This window comes from Flavihumibacter solisilvae (assembly GCF_000814475.1).
Lineage (GTDB): Bacteria > Bacteroidota > Bacteroidia > Chitinophagales > Chitinophagaceae > Flavihumibacter > Flavihumibacter solisilvae.
Genome location: NZ_JSVC01000038.1, coordinates 1 through 16,822 on the forward strand (window position 1 = coordinate 1; position 16,822 = coordinate 16,822).

At 46.8% G+C, this 16,822-nt stretch carries 20 protein-coding genes and 1 tRNA gene; 9 read left to right on the forward strand and 12 right to left on the reverse strand.

Translation table 11 applies throughout. The features are described from left to right. Window positions 1-201: 201 nt before the first annotated feature. Window positions 202-666, forward strand: a complete 465-nt coding sequence (locus OI18_RS22185; protein WP_039144203.1) for a DUF4268 domain-containing protein — start codon at window positions 202-204, stop codon at window positions 664-666. 10 nt (window positions 667-676) lie between these two features. On the opposite strand, the gene OI18_RS22190 is transcribed toward OI18_RS22185, so the two are convergent. Then, window positions 677-2,578 (reverse strand): beta-N-acetylhexosaminidase, encoded by a 1,902-nt coding sequence (locus OI18_RS22190; protein ID WP_039144205.1) that lies wholly within the window; start codon window positions 2,576-2,578, stop codon window positions 677-679. 54 nt (window positions 2,579-2,632) lie between these two features. Between OI18_RS22190 and OI18_RS22195 the strand changes: the two genes are divergently transcribed. Beyond that, complete coding sequence (locus OI18_RS22195) at window positions 2,633-3,139, forward strand: hypothetical protein (RefSeq protein ID WP_039144207.1); 507 nt, start codon at window positions 2,633-2,635, stop codon at window positions 3,137-3,139. 50 nt (window positions 3,140-3,189) lie between these two features. Here OI18_RS22195 and ahcY read toward each other — a convergent pair whose 3' ends face one another. Next, complete coding sequence (ahcY, locus tag OI18_RS22200; RefSeq protein ID WP_039144208.1) at window positions 3,190-4,518, reverse strand: adenosylhomocysteinase; 1,329 nt, start codon at window positions 4,516-4,518, stop codon at window positions 3,190-3,192. Window positions 4,519-4,669: 151 nt separating this feature from the next. Between ahcY and OI18_RS22205 the strand changes: the two genes are divergently transcribed. Then, window positions 4,670-4,972: a hypothetical protein gene (locus tag OI18_RS22205; RefSeq protein WP_039144209.1), complete on the forward strand. Its 303-nt coding sequence runs from the start codon at window positions 4,670-4,672 to the stop codon at window positions 4,970-4,972. Here the strand turns inward: OI18_RS22205 and OI18_RS22210 are convergent. Genes OI18_RS22210 through OI18_RS22225 form a run of 4 tightly spaced genes read right to left on the reverse strand, consistent with a single transcriptional unit; the run spans window position 4,966 to window position 8,147 of the window. Next, window positions 4,966-5,433, reverse strand: a complete 468-nt coding sequence (locus OI18_RS22210) for an NUDIX hydrolase (protein ID WP_039144211.1) — start codon at window positions 5,431-5,433, stop codon at window positions 4,966-4,968. The two genes, OI18_RS22205 and OI18_RS22210, sit on opposite strands and share 7 nt — an antisense overlap. Before the next feature lie 22 nt (window positions 5,434-5,455). Beyond that, on the reverse strand, window positions 5,456-6,394 hold the full coding sequence (locus tag OI18_RS22215; protein WP_039144213.1) for a magnesium transporter CorA family protein: 939 nt from the start codon (window positions 6,392-6,394) through the stop codon (window positions 5,456-5,458). A 53-nt stretch (window positions 6,395-6,447) separates the two neighbouring features. Then, window positions 6,448-7,236 (reverse strand): diaminopimelate epimerase, encoded by a 789-nt coding sequence (dapF, locus tag OI18_RS22220; protein ID WP_039144215.1) that lies wholly within the window; start codon window positions 7,234-7,236, stop codon window positions 6,448-6,450. A gap of 35 nt (window positions 7,237-7,271) precedes the next feature. Beyond that, entirely contained in the window at window positions 7,272-8,147 is an 876-nt protein-coding gene (locus OI18_RS22225; RefSeq protein ID WP_039144216.1) for a nucleoside phosphorylase, read from the reverse strand. Window positions 8,148-8,230: 83 nt separating this feature from the next. Here OI18_RS22225 and OI18_RS22230 point away from each other — a divergent pair. The 5 genes from OI18_RS22230 (at window position 8,231) to OI18_RS22250 (ending at window position 11,483) form a co-directional block, all read left to right on the forward strand. Beyond that, a tRNA-Cys gene (locus OI18_RS22230) sits at window positions 8,231-8,301 on the forward strand. 180 nt (window positions 8,302-8,481) lie between these two features. Then, window positions 8,482-9,174: a hypothetical protein gene (locus tag OI18_RS24075; protein ID WP_052273490.1), complete on the forward strand. Its 693-nt coding sequence runs from the start codon at window positions 8,482-8,484 to the stop codon at window positions 9,172-9,174. A 101-nt stretch (window positions 9,175-9,275) separates the two neighbouring features. Next, window positions 9,276-10,337 carry a sensor histidine kinase gene (locus OI18_RS22240; RefSeq protein WP_039144218.1) on the forward strand — a complete coding sequence of 354 codons (1,062 nt, stop codon included), beginning with the start codon at window positions 9,276-9,278 and terminating at the stop codon, window positions 10,335-10,337. Beyond that, window positions 10,318-11,070 (forward strand): LytR/AlgR family response regulator transcription factor, encoded by a 753-nt coding sequence (locus OI18_RS22245; protein WP_039144220.1) that lies wholly within the window; start codon window positions 10,318-10,320, stop codon window positions 11,068-11,070. The genes OI18_RS22240 and OI18_RS22245 overlap by 20 nt, the downstream gene beginning before the upstream one ends. Before the next feature lie 26 nt (window positions 11,071-11,096). Beyond that, complete coding sequence (locus tag OI18_RS22250; RefSeq protein WP_082038092.1) at window positions 11,097-11,483, forward strand: hypothetical protein; 387 nt, start codon at window positions 11,097-11,099, stop codon at window positions 11,481-11,483. 35 nt (window positions 11,484-11,518) lie between these two features. Here OI18_RS22250 and rocD read toward each other — a convergent pair whose 3' ends face one another. The 5 genes from rocD to OI18_RS22275 all read right to left on the reverse strand — a co-directional run bounded on the left by rocD (window position 11,519) and on the right by OI18_RS22275 (window position 16,188). Then, window positions 11,519-12,742 (reverse strand): ornithine--oxo-acid transaminase, encoded by a 1,224-nt coding sequence (gene rocD / locus OI18_RS22255; protein ID WP_039144235.1) that lies wholly within the window; start codon window positions 12,740-12,742, stop codon window positions 11,519-11,521. 193 nt (window positions 12,743-12,935) lie between these two features. Further along, entirely contained in the window at window positions 12,936-13,754 is an 819-nt protein-coding gene (ispE, locus tag OI18_RS22260) for a 4-(cytidine 5'-diphospho)-2-C-methyl-D-erythritol kinase (RefSeq protein WP_039144222.1), read from the reverse strand. Window positions 13,755-13,771: 17 nt separating this feature from the next. Continuing rightward, entirely contained in the window at window positions 13,772-14,362 is a 591-nt protein-coding gene (locus OI18_RS22265) for a bifunctional nuclease family protein (RefSeq protein ID WP_039144224.1), read from the reverse strand. Window positions 14,363-14,438: 76 nt separating this feature from the next. Beyond that, a complete protein-coding gene (locus OI18_RS22270) occupies window positions 14,439-15,401 on the reverse strand; it encodes an electron transfer flavoprotein subunit alpha/FixB family protein (protein WP_039144226.1) in 963 nt (320 codons plus the stop codon). Between the two features lie 43 nt (window positions 15,402-15,444). After that, window positions 15,445-16,188, reverse strand: a complete 744-nt coding sequence (locus tag OI18_RS22275; protein WP_039144227.1) for an electron transfer flavoprotein subunit beta/FixA family protein — start codon at window positions 16,186-16,188, stop codon at window positions 15,445-15,447. Between the two features lie 114 nt (window positions 16,189-16,302). On the opposite strand from OI18_RS22275, the gene OI18_RS22280 reads away from it, so the two are divergent. Then, window positions 16,303-16,614, forward strand: coding sequence for a tetratricopeptide repeat protein (locus OI18_RS22280; protein ID WP_039144228.1), 312 nt, complete (start codon window positions 16,303-16,305; stop codon window positions 16,612-16,614). Here OI18_RS22280 and OI18_RS24760 read toward each other — a convergent pair. Beyond that, the coding region (locus tag OI18_RS24760) for a hypothetical protein (protein WP_039144230.1) at window positions 16,604-16,822 on the reverse strand (219 nt) is incomplete at its 5' end. The two genes, OI18_RS22280 and OI18_RS24760, sit on opposite strands and share 11 nt — an antisense overlap.

Sequence of the window (16,822 nt, forward strand, 5' to 3'; positions counted from 1 at the left end):
ACGAATTGTATCTGCTGCATATTAATTTCAATAAACATGTAATAAGTAGCAATTCCCGTGCTACTTATTTATAAAGGGCTCCCAAATCAGAGAAAGTTTTTAACACCCTTTTTCCTTCCCGTCATTTCACCTTTTTACCCGACGGGTGGCACCCGACGGGTGAGATAACCAAAGCACGAAGTTACCGCTTATTTTTGCAGCATGTATCCGAAAGCGACAGCATCTCGTATCCGGCAGCAGTTTTTTACCATTTTCGGGCAGTATATGTCACCCGTTCCATCATCCGACGGGGAAAAGATTAACTGGATCAACTACCGCACTGGTATCCGTAATATTTTCTTTCGCATAGAAACGCCCAACCGCGGCTGTTCCATCGGAATTACGATTACTCACCCCGTTACCGAAGTCCGGATAAAGATGTATGAAAGACTGCTGGCGCTATATCCTGTTCTTGAGCAGGAACCTGATACCACATGGGTCGCCGAAAAAGACGTCGGGGATGAAAATGGAAAGCCGGTCTGCCGCCTGGCAGACCGGCTCGAAGGAGTTTCGATCCTCAATGAAAATGACTGGCCGGTTATTATCAGTTTCCTGAAACCGAGGCTGGTGGCACTGGATTCATTCTGGTCAATGGTGAAGCCCCAATTTGATGAATTCAACCAGTAAGCCGGGGAAATTATTTCGCCCTTTTTAAGAGTTCCGTCAACGGCAGGTTTATGGGTTTACCTACCTGTTTGCCTTTCCGGTAGGTAACCACTTTCAGGCTGCTGGCACCGGCAGGAAACAACAGCGGGTTTTTATACACCGGGTAATAGTTATCCGGGTAAAATTCATCGAAGCTGTAATAGACATCCAGGTCGTCAAGTTGGGTAGTCAGCGTTACCTGGATGGTACTGTCCTGGACTTTTTTTACACTCACAGCCGGGTCATACATGCTACGTGAGTAATTGGTTCCTGCCAGCTCTGACCTGGTGAAATGTGCCTCAGTCCTTTTTATGAAGTCGGGCCAGTTTTTAGCAGCTGACGGGCTCCAGACACTCTCGGCAATTGCCCAGCCGCGCGGCCACAGCATATATTCCATATGCCTTACTGTATGTAGCCTTTCGCTCCACAGGTTTGCCTGGCCACCGAGTATGTACTGTGAATCCACACCAGCCGGAAGCGGGTTGAACTGGTACGACTGCTTCAGCAATACCCGGCCATAAGTTGGCGGTTCAGCAAGCGGATCACCCTGGTATAAGTCTACATAGGAAAAAGTATTGGGTGACATCACCACGGGGTGCTTCAGTTTAGCTGCCGCAATACCACCCTTTTCTCCCTGCCAGCTCATTACAGCTGCACCTGGGGCAAGGCCACCTTCCATGATCTCATCCCAGCCCATCATTTTCTTGCCTTTTGATTCGATGATCTTTGCGACCCGCTTCACAAAATAACTTTGTACTTCGTGCTGGTCCTTCAGGTTCTCTTTTTTCATCAGTTCCTTCACCGCATCGCTCTTTTCCCAAAATCCTTTATACGCTTCATCGCCACCCATATGGATATATTCAAACGGGAACAGCGAGGCTATCTCGGTAAATACTTTGTCCAGTACTTCGTATGTTTTTTCGTTAGCCGGGCAAACGTTGTTATCAATAGTGCCATAAAAAGTTCCATTGCCGGGCCAGATCATAAACCTGTCGCCGACATTTACCTGGTAAGTACCCCGTGTGCAGCTCAGTTCAGGATATGCGGCCAGCAGTGCCATGCTGTGACCGGGAACATCGATCTCCGGCATGATCGTTACAAATCGTTGTTTCGCATAAGCAAGAAGTTCACGGATGTCGTCCTGTGTATAGAAACCACCATATGATTTCTGCTCCTCGGGATCCTGTTTTTTGAATTCTCCCCAACGTCCTGTCCTTTCTGCACGGAATGCACCGAATTCTGTAAGCCTGGGCAGGCTTTTAATTTCGATTCTCCAGCCCTGGTCATCGGTGAGGTGCAGATGAAGCATATTGTATTTATACTTCACCATATTGTCAATGAAATCTTTTACCTGCTGCTTGGTGAAGAAATGCCTTACAACGTCAAGCATCAGGCCTCTCCATGCAAACCTGGGCTGGTCAGTAATATTCACATAAGGAACGGTCCATTTCACGCCTGACAAGGTCTCCTTGCTTTCTATTTCAGCCGGCATCAGTTGCCAGAGTGTTTGCAGACCATAAAATAACCCGGCAGCTTCATTAGCAGTAAGGCTGATACCCTGTTCGTTTACTACCAGCCGGTAGCCTTCTTTTCCGATAGTTTTATCAGCAGCGCTGTTCAATGCCAGTTTAATTCCGGCGTTCTCTTTGGCAGCTGAAAAATTTGCATTGATGCCGGCCTGTTTCAATTTGCCTGTTATATGCTCACGAATAAAAGCGAGATCAGCCGCCGATTTGGGCAGGTGCACAGGCAGGTTATTTTTCAGCGTAAATGTTCCGGTTCCCGTTTTCATTTGCGCCGGCATGGGAATGAGCGCGGGGGAGGAGGCAGGTTGTTGTGCGAAGCTGTCGGCCATAACTAAAAATGATAGTGCCAGGCAAAATGATCTTAACATAAGTACAGGTATATAAATTGGAATGAAAATACTGGATTTTGTTATTTTACAATCATGAACATCAAAAGGAACCTATTAACCGCAGCAATTTTAATTTCCGTAAAACTCGCATCAGCACAGGATTGCAAGCTCCACCGCACCACAGATGATTTCAGTGGCAAACCCAAGGTGACCACGGGTTTCATTGAGTTCGACAATGCGCAGCTTACGATCGACGCAACCGGTCGTGAGATCGATTATTTTTTTGTGATCCGCAACAGGGCAGCCAATTGCATCGGCGACCAGTCGGAGGCATTATTCCAGTTCGCAGGTGTCAAAACTAAAATTGAATTGAGGAATACCGGGGGCGACAATTGCAATGGATTCTTTCACATTCTTATGAAAGGTGGTCAATATACACCAGCAGCTGTCCAGAAGCTGTCTAAGATGAAAGTAGCTTCCATAACCTTCACCGACCGTTACGGGAAGAAGACCATTGTGGAGCTTAGTCCGGAACAACAGGATATCCTGCTGAAAGCATCCGATTGTATTGCGAAAGAAGCAAAGACACTTGAGCGATAAAAAAAGGCAACCCGGAGGTTGCCTTTATATTTTTTATTACCTGGTAATTCTTAGTACCTGTAATGTTCTGCTTTGAAAGGTCCGTTTTGCGGAATGCCGAGATAATCAGCCTGTTCGTTCGTGAGAACTTCCAGTTCTACCCCGATCTTGGCAAGGTGGAGACGGGCAACTTTCTCATCGAGATGCTTTGGAAGAACATATACTTTGTTCTCGTAATTGCTGTTGTTGGTCCACAGTTCGAGCTGAGCAAGTGTCTGGTTGGTAAATGAGTTACTCATTACGAAGCTGGGGTGACCGGTTGCACAACCCAGGTTAACGAGACGACCTTCTGCAAGCAGGATGATGTCTTTTCCATCAACATTGTAAATGTCTACCTGTGGCTTGATGGTATCTTTCGTCTGACCATAGTTGTCATTCAGCCAGGCAACATCAATCTCGATGTCGAAGTGACCAATGTTACATACAATGGCTTTGTCCTTCATTGATTTGAAATGAACTCCTGTAATCAGGTCGCGGCAACCTGAAGCAGTTACGATGATGTCCGCCTCTTTAACAGCGTCAACCATTTTCTTTACTTCAAAACCGTCCATCGCAGCCTGGAGAGCGCAAATGGGATCAATCTCAGTTACAATAACGCGGCAACCGGCGCCTGCCAGGGAGGCAGCGGAACCCTTGCCCACATCACCATAACCACCTACTACCGCTACTTTGCCGGCGAGCATAACGTCGGTTGCGCGACGGATTGCATCTACCAGTGATTCTTTACAACCATATTTATTATCAAACTTGCTCTTGGTAACAGAGTCGTTCACGTTGATCGCAGGCACGGGAAGTGTACCCTTCGCCATCCGCTCGTAAAGGCGGTGAACACCTGTTGTGGTTTCCTCACTAAGGCCCTTGATATGCTGGATCAGTTCAGGGTATTTGTCGAAAACAATATTTGTCAGGTCGCCACCATCATCGAGGATCATATTCAAAGGACGATCAGCAGCACCGAAGAACAAAGTTTGCTCGATACACCAGTCAGCCTCTTCAAGGGTCTGTCCCTTCCATGCATACACGCCTATACCTGATGCTGCGATAGCTGCTGCTGCATGGTCCTGTGTAGAAAAGATATTACATGAGCTCCACTTTACTTCTGCTCCTAAAGACACCAGCGTTTCAATAAGAACTGCAGTTTGAATGGTCATGTGCAGGCAACCTGCGATCCTTGCACCCTTCAGTGGCTGTGACGCGCCGTATTCAGCACGGAGTGACATCAAACCCGGCATTTCCGCTTCAGCAAGGCGGATTTCCTTCCGACCCCATTCTGCGAGGCTGATATCCTTCACCTTATATGGAAGGGAAAAATCAATATTGAGCTTCGTAACTGTTGACATATCGCTTTAAATTATTTTCGCGCAAAGGTACAATTTAGAATCATTTGGAGCAATTATGTGAATATGTTGATTGTCAATCAATTTTGACAAATGAGATTTAGCTTTTGAGCACGTATAAAGTTTTGTTAGATTGTGTAAATAATTAAAGGCCATGATCGCATATGATACTTTGTCAGAAGCAGTGAACGGGCTGAAAGACCGGGGCTATAAAATAGATTTCAACCTGTCGTATGACTGCATCTCCTGCCATGAAACCCCAATCAACCTGATGCCAACTGAATTTGAGATTGTCGAGGTTCACCGGTTTGAAGGAATGACCAATCCATCAGATTCCTCCGTTTTATATGCGATCGAATCGAAGCATGGAGAAAAGGGCCTGTTGGTTAATGCGTATGGTATTTACGCAGACCCGGTCAGTGATGAAATGATCCAGAAGCTACGCATTCATCATTGAAAACCCGGGTGGTTCTTGATAAGTCCCACTACAATTTTGTCTATCGGCAGGGTTACCGAATGCTCACCCAGATCAACCCAGTTGATGAACCGGAATGTTTCGATGTTCTGTGTTTTGTCGTAAAGTTCCAGTTGAGCCTGGTCGAAATCGAATGGCCTGTTACGAAGCGGCACTTTGATGTCTTCCAGCGCATGTGCGAAATAGTAAATCGAAATAATCTGCTGTGATGGGTTGAACGCACTCATCTGGAAATAGTCGGTTGTGTAAATGTGATCGCCTATTGCAACATCCAGGCTCATCTCTTCCATAAACTCACGTTTGAGACAATCACGGGTGCCTTCACCGAATTCAAGTCCGCCACCGGGGAATTTTGTATACAGTCCACCCCTGATTTTTTCATCACTTACAAGTACCTGTTTTTGCTCGTTGATCAGTAATCCGTAAACACGAAGGGAAAACATTGCATTCAGATTGACACCGGTTTCAGAATAATTTTTTCTTGAGGAAGAACCATCCGATTACGAGTGAAATGGCCATTGACAGGAATACAGGGATGTAAAATGCGAATGGCGAATTTGCGTAGGGGATCGGTACGTTCATCCCGTAAATACTTGCCACGAGAACAGGAAATGTGAGTACGATAGTGATAACAGAAAGTCTTTTCAGCACTTCGTTCTGGTTATTGGCAATGATGCTGGCAAATGCATCAAGGGTGCTGGAAAGGATGTTCGTATAGATGTTTGCCATTTCCAAGGCCTGTGAATTGTCAACGATCAGGTCGTTGAGAAACTCGCGCTCATCTTCGTTAAGTCCCAGGAAATTCGTTCTTTCAAGTTTGATCAGCAGCAGCTCATTGCTCCGGAGTGCAGTAACAAAATAGACCAGGCTTTTCTGAATCCGCATCAGCTGCAGGAGTTCTTCATTCCGGTTGGCATCATACAGTTTTTGTTCGAGAAGATTGCGTTTATGGTTAATCTCCTTCAGGGACTCCATGTAGGTTTGTACAACCTTTTCAATGATCTTCAAAGCCATCATTTTGCGGTTGTCAGGATGGCGGTTCTGGAATGTATTCAGGAATCTTTTTATCGCATCGTTCTCAAAGGAATTGACAGTAACGATCTGGTTATGTGTCAGGATGATACAGATCGGAATGGTAATATAGAAGGCGTCACTGTCGTTGAAAGAGTTGTTTTCTGTCGGTGTCTTGAATACGATCAGTTTCACGTTATCGTCTTCTTCGAAGCGCGTCCTCTCGTCAATGTCAAGTGAGTCTGTGAGGAAGTCGAGCGGAATATCCAGGCCGGCGGATAATTCAGTAAATTCTTCCTGTTTCAGCGGAGGAAGGACGTTGACCCATGCGCCGTTTTCAGGCTTGTTGATGGCAACGATCTGATGATTGATATTTTTGAAGTATTGAATCACTGGCAGGGAACAGGGTGCAAATAAAGGATTAATGGCTAACCGGCAAAATAGGATTATACAGGCAGTGTCACTGTTCCGTTGAACACCTTTTCTGCCGGTCCGCACAGCCAGACATTGCTGAAGCTGCCATCTGAATTGCGATCAAATTCAACGGACAATTTTCCTCCCCGGGTCGATACAAGGACTTCGTTGAAGCCAAACTCATTATGATAGTTCACAATGGCACAGGCTGTGACACCCGTTCCACAGCTTAGGGTTTCGTCTTCCACACCTCTTTCGTAAGTGCGCACAAGGATCTCATCATCTGTGAGGTTCTCTACGAAGTTGACATTGATTCCGCCAGGCTCAAAAGCGTGACTGTAGCGGATTTCGCGTCCTTTTGATACTACGTCGTAGTGCATCAGGTCGCTCACGGTTTTAATGTAATGCGGTGAACCTGTATTGAGCACCAGGTCGCCATTGACATGTTTCACTTCTTTAACATCCTGCATCCGTAACCTTACGATCCCGTGTTCATCGATCTCCGCATCATGAGGTCCATCCACGGCAGTAAAACGATAGGTCGTTCTGACAATTCCTTTGTGGTACGCGAATTTAACCAGGCATCTTCCGCCGTTACCGCACATGGAACTTTCCCTGCCGTCGGCATTGTAATACTTCATTTCAAAATCATACCCCGGTTTCTCATTCAGCAGCATCAATCCGTCACCACCAATTCCAAAACGCCTGTCACAGATAAAATGGATCTGGGATGTACTGAGGTCATTAAATTTTCCATCCCTGTTGTCGAGGATCACAAAATCATTTCCTGTACCCTGGTATTTAAAAAAGTCCAATTGCATATTTAAAGAATGGTTGCAAAGATCGTATCAAATCGTTATAAAGTTGAAATTATGCCTAATGCCTTTTCAACCAGGTTTTCCACTGCGGCGTGGCCATCTTTCGAGAATTGCCTGGTTACGCGGTTGGCAACAATGGCATTCAGCGAAAGGCATTGATGGCCAAGCAGTTTGCCCAGTCCATAAATGGCTGATGTTTCCATTTCAAAATTCGCTATCCTGTGCTGTCCGAACCTGAAACTGGTCAGGTTGCCCACAAGGTCAGGATTGCTCAGTCCCAGTCGGAGTACACGCCCCTGTGGACCGTAGAACCCGGGGCAGGTCACCGTAATTCCCTGGTGAAACCCGTCCACAAAATGTTTCAGCAGCCCGGTCGCCGCCCTGCTTATATAAGGATTCGAGAACTTGCTGTGAAGCTGCGTCTGAGTTAAAAATGACTGTAACAGCTGTTGCTCTTCATCTGAATGATCGTGCCGGTAGAAATTCAGCAGGTTGTCAAGTCCCAGTCCATAAGTACCGGCTACGAGACCATCCACAGGGATATCTGACTGTAGTGAGCCGGAAGTGCCGAGCCGAAAAATATTCAGTTGGCTCAGTTCAGGCCTGATCATGCGGGTGTCAAAATCTATGTTGACCAGTGCATCAAGTTCATTCAATACAATATCTATATTGTCAGGACCTATCCCTGTGGAAACTACTGAAATTCTTTTGTTTCCTAATGTGCCGGTGTGTGTGATAAATTCCCTGTGCTGCCGTTGTATATCTATTTTGTCAAAATGTTTGCTAACGACTTTAACCCGGTCGGGATCACCGACTGTGATTACTGTGGAAGCAAGTTCTTCAGGACGAAGGTCTAAATGATAAACCGCGCCCCGACTGTTAATTATTAATTCAGATGATGCAATAGGTTTCATGCCAGCGGGTTTAAAAGAAGTTTTTTATAATTCAGTTTGCAACGAATGTATAAAAATCCCTAAATTCGTGCCCGATCAAAACTGGTCCTGTGGCCGAGTGGCTAGGCAGAGCTCTGCAAAAGCTTCTACAGCAGTTCGAATCTGCTCGGGACCTCAAGCCGGACATGTATTTTAAAGTACCTGTCCGGTTTTTTATTTTCTCACTTTCCTCTTGCATATCCGGCCCTTCAACAGTTCGGAGCGACACTCCAGCCAGAAGAATCGTCATTTGAAGATTCATGCATGTTGTAACGTCAATGGTTACCTGTCAATCGGCTTTAAATTTAAGCCCATTATGAACAAACTGAGGTGCCCGGCCATTCTTTTTGTATTAACCCTGTTGACACTCGCACTTGCATGTAACAAAGCCAATGATGAGGACAAATTAAATGACCCCCCGGACAAAAAAGGGTTCGGGCATTCCATAGACTGGCCCGAAGGTTCTCTTTTTGCACTTCCGGCCGGAATTACAGTCGAAGAACCAATCCGCGGCTACTCAGAATTCACCCCTGAATACTGTGATGATAAAACCGGGGACGATGCTGTAGGGTTTGGGAATATGGTCCAGGTTTGCATTCCATTTAAAAACAACACCGGGTTGCCGGTTACAATTATATGTCCGCAAGGTTTGATCCTGGTTTCAAAAAAACTATCGGTGACAGGGGAGAACCTCCGCATCCAGAACGGGATCCTGGTAAGGACTGCCACAATTGTGGTTCCTGCCCAAACGACCTGGTACCAGCCTTTGTTCCTTTTTTGTGTGAACAGCGGCTGGCAGGCGTCTGCACCGGGATTTGAATATGAATTAGGACCGGTAACCAATGACAAAGACATGCTTGACCTGTTCCGTGTCATAGATAGAAAACAGCTTACCAGGAACACGGAACTTGCCTCATATCTCCAGTCTGCAGTGTGGGATGCGTCAGAGGGCAAACCAGTTTCAAAAATGGCCATGGATGTTATAAATGGCTTGCCTGATCTCGAATAAATTACGGTAACGGATAGCTGAAGTGACGAAAATGCCGGTTAAAATGGTATGGATGGCTGCCTGCCGCCGGAAGGCAGTCATTATTTTTACAAAAAAACCTCATGCTGATCAGTGACAGGAAACTCAGGATTTATGGTACTGCTGTTTTTGCTGTCATTTATTTCGTGTTTTTTATCCTGCAGGAGATTGGCAGGCACCAGTCAGATTTCTGGCTCTTCCTGGTAAGGGGCGTTGCGGCTACGATCCTGTTTGTTGCCCTTCTCTGGGAGCCAGTCAGGTTTGTTGTCCTCCAGTCACACAAACGTTGGTATCGCCCGGAACAAACGATAAAGCGAAAAGTGATCGTGGCACTTATACTGATCCCCTACGCGTTCATACTTGGGGTAGGTGGACAGCTCATCGAGAACGGCCTGATCTGGCAGACAAAGATCACAAACATCCCGTTCCAGTTTTTTATGGGAGTGATCGGTTTAAATACGCTGTTTATATTGGCGGAAGTGGCATTGTATGAAAGTCTCTTTTTCGTAGAGAAGTGGCACAATTCGGCACTGGAAGCAAAAGAACTGAAGAAAATGAACCTTCAGTTGCAGTATGACAGTCTCAAAGTCCAGATCCAGCCGCATTTCCTATTCAATACACTGAATACCCTGATCGGGCTGATAGAAACGGACCAGGGCAGGGCAGTAAAGTTTACCGAAGAACTGGCTTTCGTTTACCGGTACCTGCTGGCAGCAAGTGAACGCCCGCTAATTGAACTGGAAGAGGAGATCAGGTTTACGCGTGCTTATTATTTCCTGCTGAAGAACCGGTATGACGAAGGATTGCACCTGGCGACTGAATTAAAGGGCAACACAGCGGGCTGCCAGGTTCCGCCTCTTTGCCTGCAGATCCTCCTGGAAAATGCCGTGAAGCATAACGTCATTACCCAGGCGAGGCCATTATATGTGAGGATAGTAATTGATCCGGAGAACCGGACTATTTCCATCACCAATAATTTGCAGAGAAAAGAGAACAGCAGCGGGTCGGGCAGGGGATTGGCGCATCTTATAAAGAAATTTGACCTTGTCAGCCTGAAAGGTATGCACATACTTGAACAGGATGGCAAATTCCAGGTAGATCTTCCCATGGTAAAAATGAAAGAGTATGAAAGTGCTGATTATTGAAGATGAAAATGTAGCCTGCGCGCACCTGCAAAAAATGCTGCATGAAGTGGACCCGTCGATTGAAGTGGTGGAGCGGCTCGACAGTATTGAATCAAGTGTAGCCTGTTTCGAAAAAAGGCCGGCTATAGATCTTGTTTTCCTCGATATAGAACTGGGAGATGGTCAGAGCTTCGATATTTTCAAGCATACAACAGTAGATATCCCGATCATTTTCACTACTGCGTACCAGGAGCATGCGCTGAAAGCCTTCAAGCTCAACAGTGTTGACTACCTGCTGAAACCGGTAGATAAAGTTGAATTGTCTGCCGCACTGGATAAATTCCGCAGGTTGCATGCCGACCAAAGGCCGGAGGTCAGGCCTGATATCCTTTCACTCATCCAGCAAATGGAAAGGGTGAAGATGAGATACCTGGCGAAAAGCGGCACCCGGCTCATTTCGGTAGAAGCCGATGAGATCGCATATTTCTACACGAAAGAAAGGCTGCAGTACATTAAGACCTTCAGGAATGAAGACCTTGTTCTTGACAAATGGCTCGATGATGTGGAAGTGCAGGTTGATCCGCAGAAGTTCTTCCGCGTGAACCGCCAGTTCATCCTGAATTATGACAGCATCAAGAAGATTCATTCCTGGTTCAGTGGTAAACTGAAAGTAAGCGTGGAGCCTGATTCTTATGAAGAAATTATTGTGAGCAGGCTCAGGGCCGCGGATTTCAAGAAGTGGCTGGGTGAATAGCGGCCCGTGCCGTATCTTGCGCCGAAATGAAGTACTCCAACCAGTCTGGCGCCATTGCGGCCATAGTTACCATAATTTCCTGTTTCCTGACCTGGATCAGTATTCCTGACCTTGGGATCACGGTTAGTGGCTTTGAATCAGCAGGTACGAGTTTTGGCAAACCCGGGCTGATGAATACAGCCATGAGCTGTATTGCTTTCTGCATGTTTCTTATACCCAGGATCTGGGCTAAAAGGGTCAACCTGTTTTTTACCGGGTTCAATATGGCCTGGGCGGTGCGTAACTATATCCTTGTTACAGCCTGCCACGGGGGTGATTGTCCCGTTAAACACACCGGCATTTACCTGCTGATGATCTTTTCATTCCTTCAGCTGCTGATGGCCGTTATACCGGATGTGAAACTGAAAAATTAAGCAACCCGCCCAGGCGCCTTTGCGATCATTCCCTGTCACAATTTCCCAAGTGCCCGCCCAATCATTCCAACGCATTCCTGTAATTGCTCACGTGTAATTACCAGTGGCGGAGCAAACCTGATCTTGTCGCCATGGGTGGGTTTTGCCAACAGGCCTTCCTCTTTTAAATGCAGGCATAATTCCCAGGCGGCTTCCGGGTTTGGATGATTGATCACAATTGCATTCAGAAGACCTTTGCCCCTGATCGTTTTTATGTATGTGGATTGAAGACGTTGAAGTTCACTACGCAGGAATTCTCCCATTTCTGCTGAATGTTCAGCCATGTTCTCATCTTTCAATACCTGCAATGCTGTCGTCGCCACACTGCACGCCAATGGGTTCCCGCCATATGTGGATCCATGTTCACCAGGCTGAATATTGAGCATGATGAAATCATCCGCCAGTACTGCACTTACGGGCAGAGTGCCACCACTCAGGGCTTTGCCGAGGATAAGGATATCCGGGCGGACAGACTCATGGTCACATGCCAGCATTTTTCCTGTCCTGGCAAGGCCGGTCTGGATCTCATCCGCAATGAATAAGACATTGTGTTTTGTGCATAGTTCCCGAACACCTGCCAGGTATCCGTCGTCCGGTATCACCACACCGGCTTCTCCCTGGATCGGTTCAACCATAAAAGCAGCAACATCGGGATCCGAAAGCGCTGTATCCAGGGCTGGCAGGTTGTTATAGTGAATGATCTCAAAGCCGGGCATGTATGGCCCGAACTGCCGGTAACTGCTCGGGTCTGTAGAGGAAGAAATTGCCGCCAGTGTCCGTCCCCAGAAGTTATTCTCTGCGAAAATGATCTTCGCCTTGTTTTCCGCAACACCTTTTTTTACATATGCCCAGCGACGTGCCAGTTTGATTGCTGTTTCACCGCCTTCCACACCCGTATTCATCGGCAGCACCTTGTCATAACCGAAGAAACCGGTGATAAACTTTTCATATTCGCCTAACTGGTCATTGTAAAAAGCACGTGAAGTAAGGGTTAGTTTACCGGCCTGCTCAATCAATGCCTGGATGATCCGCGGATGGCAATGACCCTGGTTCACCGCACTGTAACCACTGAGGAAATCATAGTATCTTTTGCCATCGACATCCCAGAGGAAAACACCTTCACCTCTTGTCAGTACGACCGGCAGGGGATGATAATTGTGAGCACCATAGCGTTCTTCGAGATCGAGGTAATAGTCTGTATTGGTAGAAAGAGTAAGCACGTTTTCAAAGTTAAAAGTGAAGAATGAGAATTTTAATAGCCGGAGCATGAATGCGCCACCGTTCACCGAAGTGGAACAGCTTTAAAATACATTGGCAGTAATGCGGGAGGAAATAATATCAGCATCCTCGATGATCGAGAAAATCGAGGTTGGCAGAAAGAAAGTCGTATATGGTGGAGGTAGACCTGATAAATCAGTCGTTTGACTGCAATATAGTAAAATAATGTGAAGGGAATGCAGTACGGTAGCCGGCAGGAGCTGAATCAAATATGCCAAACATAGTTGAACCGGTTCCTGTCATCCCCGCAAATACAGCACCCATCCTGTACAGGGTCGAGCGGATGTCAATAAGTTCCGCGTGCTTTTCGAAGGCAACTTCTTCGAAGTCATTGACGAGCAGGTCGCGCCACTGGTCGGGGGGCAATGCCACTACCTCACGCAGGTGGATTTTCGGTTCCCTGATTTTTAATTGCGAGAACGCCCAGGCGGTGTTGATATGCAGTCCCGGGTTTACGATCAGGAACAGTTTGTTTTTCAGTGATGGTAATTGTATTGGCTCCATTACCTCGCCGCGGCCTCCGGCAAAACAAGGTTCGTTCATGATGAAGAAAGGGCAGTCACTTCCTAACTGCAGGGCGTAACCGAGTAGCTGTTCGCGGGTAAGTCCCAGGTTAAACATCCTGTTGAGCAACATCAGGGTAAAAGCGCCATCAGAAGAACCGCCGCCGAGTCCGGCACCCATCGGGATGACCTTGTGCAGATGCATTGCTACAGCAGATAGTGAAAAATCCTGTTGCAACAGTTGATAAGCTTTTATGCAAAGGTTGCCTAGTGCCGGTGCATCAATTGTAAGTCCGCTTGTATGGAAGGAAAATTCTTCCGCCCTAACTGCTTCCAGTATGTCGCAAACCGGAAGGGGATAGAAGATGGTTGAAATATCATGATAACCATCCGGTCTTTTACCGTTAACCTGGAGTCCAAGATTGATCTTGGCATTGGGAAAAACTATCACAATGAAATTTGTTCGCCTTACTGGTTTTTCCGGCTGTTGATCTCGTCCCTGATTGCAATTGCCCGGATATAGTCTTCCTGTTCCAGCACTTCATTCAGGAGAACATGAAGTTCTTCCAGGCTAAGCGCCCTCAGGTCGTCATTTCCGGTGTCTTCCTTTTCAGGAGTTGCCACGGGTTTCTTTTTCTTGCCTGAGGTATCCTCCATCAGGATCCCGGCACTTTCGAGGATGTTTTCGTAGGTATAGATCGGGCAACCGAACCGGACAGCCAATGCCAGCGCATCGGAAGTGCGGGAATCGATTTCCACAGTATCGTTCTCGCCCACACAAATCAGTTTTGAGTAGAAGATGCCCTCCTGCAAATCGCTGATGATGATCTCTGTGAGGTCAACATTGAAGGCACTCATAAAGTTTTTCATCAGATCGTGAGTGAGCGGACGGCTCGGCTGCATTTTTTCCAGTGCCACTGCGATAGCCTGAGCTTCGAAACCACCGATAACAATCGGCAGACGGCGCAAACCATTCACTTCTCCAAGCACAACTGCATAGGAATGTGTCTGGGTAATACTATGCGACAGGGCAACAATTTCCAATTCTATCTTCCTCATAATGAAGGCACGAAACTAATGTTTTTTGGGTAAAATGGGAAGAGGGTGGCTGGAATTGCCACCCGTAAAACCCATTTTATACTCCTTTGAGTTTTTTCACGGCGTCTATGATCTTGGGCATTACTTCAAAAGCATCACCTACTATGCCATAGTCGGCTGCCTTAAAGAATGGCGCTTCGGGGTCTTTGTTGATTACCACTATTACTTTACTTCTGTTCACTCCGGCGAGGTGCTGAATGGCACCGGATATGCCCACTGCAAAATAGAGGTTTGGAGCAATTGATCCGCCGGTTTGTCCCACATGCTCATGATGTGGTCTCCAATGTGCATCCGCAACAGCGCGACTGCAGGCAGTGGCTGCGCCAAGCAGATGAGCAAGCTCTTCAATCATTCCCCAGTTTTCCGGTCCTTTTAATCCGCGGCCGCCGCTGATTACCAGTTCGGCCTCACTCAGCGGAACTTCGCCCTTGACCTTATTTGTGGCGGTCACTTTTACTGCCGGCGCAACAATAGTGGCATTGAATGGAACAACTTCTGCAGTTCCTTCCTGCTGAACAGGGGTAAAGGCATTTGGTGTAAGTGAAATGATCTTTTTGGAAGTCTGCAAGCTGATATTGGCAAAGGCTTTACCGCTGAATACGCCTTTCTTTACAACGAAGCCGGCACTGGTATCCGGCAGTGAAACCGCACCTGGAACCATACCCGCTTTCAGCCGGGCAGATAATCTTGGTGCAATAGCCTTTCCGTTTACGTTATGCGACAAAACCACAATCTCGGCTCCTGTTGATTCTACAGCCTGAACAATAGCATTTGTATACAGTTTGCTGTCCATCGTATTCAGCTGATCATCGGCAACGTGATGTACTTTACTGATTCCGTAACGGCCCAATGACGTAAGGTCATCACTTACTTTTCCCAATACAATTGCTTCTGCGGTTGTTCCGGTTTGCCCGGCTACTTTGGCTGCATAGGAAGCGGCTTCAAAAGAAGATTTTTTTATATGGCCATCGGCCTGGTCGATATATACTAAAACAGACATAATGTGTTGTTGAAACTTTTACAATGAATGGAATGAAGGCCTATCAGAACAGTTTTGCTTCTTCATGAAGAAGGCGGACGAGCTCCTCGGGCTGGTCTGCAGGTACCAGCTTTACACCTGCTTTTGCCGGGGGCAGTTCAAAGCTTACAATTTTCGTGAGTGCTTCGACCTGCACCGGCTCAACCACTTTAAGCGGTTTGGTACGGGCACCCATTATTCCTTTCATATTCGGTATACGCTGTTCGGCCATTCCCTTCTGGCAGCTGATTACCAATGGCAGCCCTGCCTCGGCAACTTCTTCACCACCTTCTATCTCGCGGTTAATGGTCGCTGTTGTACCGTTAAGTTCAAATTTCGTTGCAAGGGATACGTAGGGAAGGTCAAGCAATTCCGCAACCATTCCCCCGATAGCTGAACCATTATAATCTATGGTTTCCTTCCCGGTGAATACAAGGTCATATCCGCCTTCTTTCGCCACGGCAGCTATCTGGCTCGCAATTGTGAAACTGTCTGAGCTGTCTGTATTTACCCGGATGGCTTCGTCACCACCCAGCGCAAGCGCCTTACGGATAATCGGCTCTGCATCGGCGCCACCTACAGTAATAAGGTGTATAACTGTGGACGGATCTTTTTCCTTCAGCTCTATCGCTTTTACCAATGCGTACCACTCATCATACGGGTTGATGATCCACTGCACACCATCAGTAGCGAATTTCGTGTTGTTCTCGGTGAAAGCTATTTTTGCCGTTGTATCCGGCGTTTTACTGATACAAACTAAGATTTTCATACAGCAAATTAAAGTAAGTTTGAAAGTTGTTTATGCAACTAAGTAGGCTACAAATATAGTAGGTGTAAAGATAGCTCACCACAAAACGCATTACTTATTTTTTAAAGAATAATTATGGATCGCATTCAGAAATTGAGGGAGTACCTGGTCGCAAGTCCGACAGATGAATTCCTGAAGCATGCGCTGGCGTTGGAGTATGTAAAGCTGGGCGATGACGCGCAGGCCCAAACGTTATTCGAAGAAATATTATCGGTCAATCCCGGTTATATAGGCAGCTATTATCACCTCGCAAAACTGATGGAGCGGTCAGGGGATACAGAATCTGCTGTACACTGGTACCAGAAAGGAATGGATGCCGCGGGCAAGGCTGGTGATAACCACGCTTTCGGTGAACTTCGTTCGGCCCTCGAAGAGCTTATTTATTGATCGCCATGGATGCAGCTGATTGGCGAGGCTTGAAGTACCACGCAACAACACCGCCAAACATGAGCAGCCGGAAGATAAAATAGCCCCAGTAATTGATGTTCCATGCATCATTGACGTTGCTTACGCTTGTGAAGAACACATAACAGGTCTCAATTACCAGGTAAATAAAATTATAGAAGAGAAAACCGGCTATCAGTAAAAACCTGCT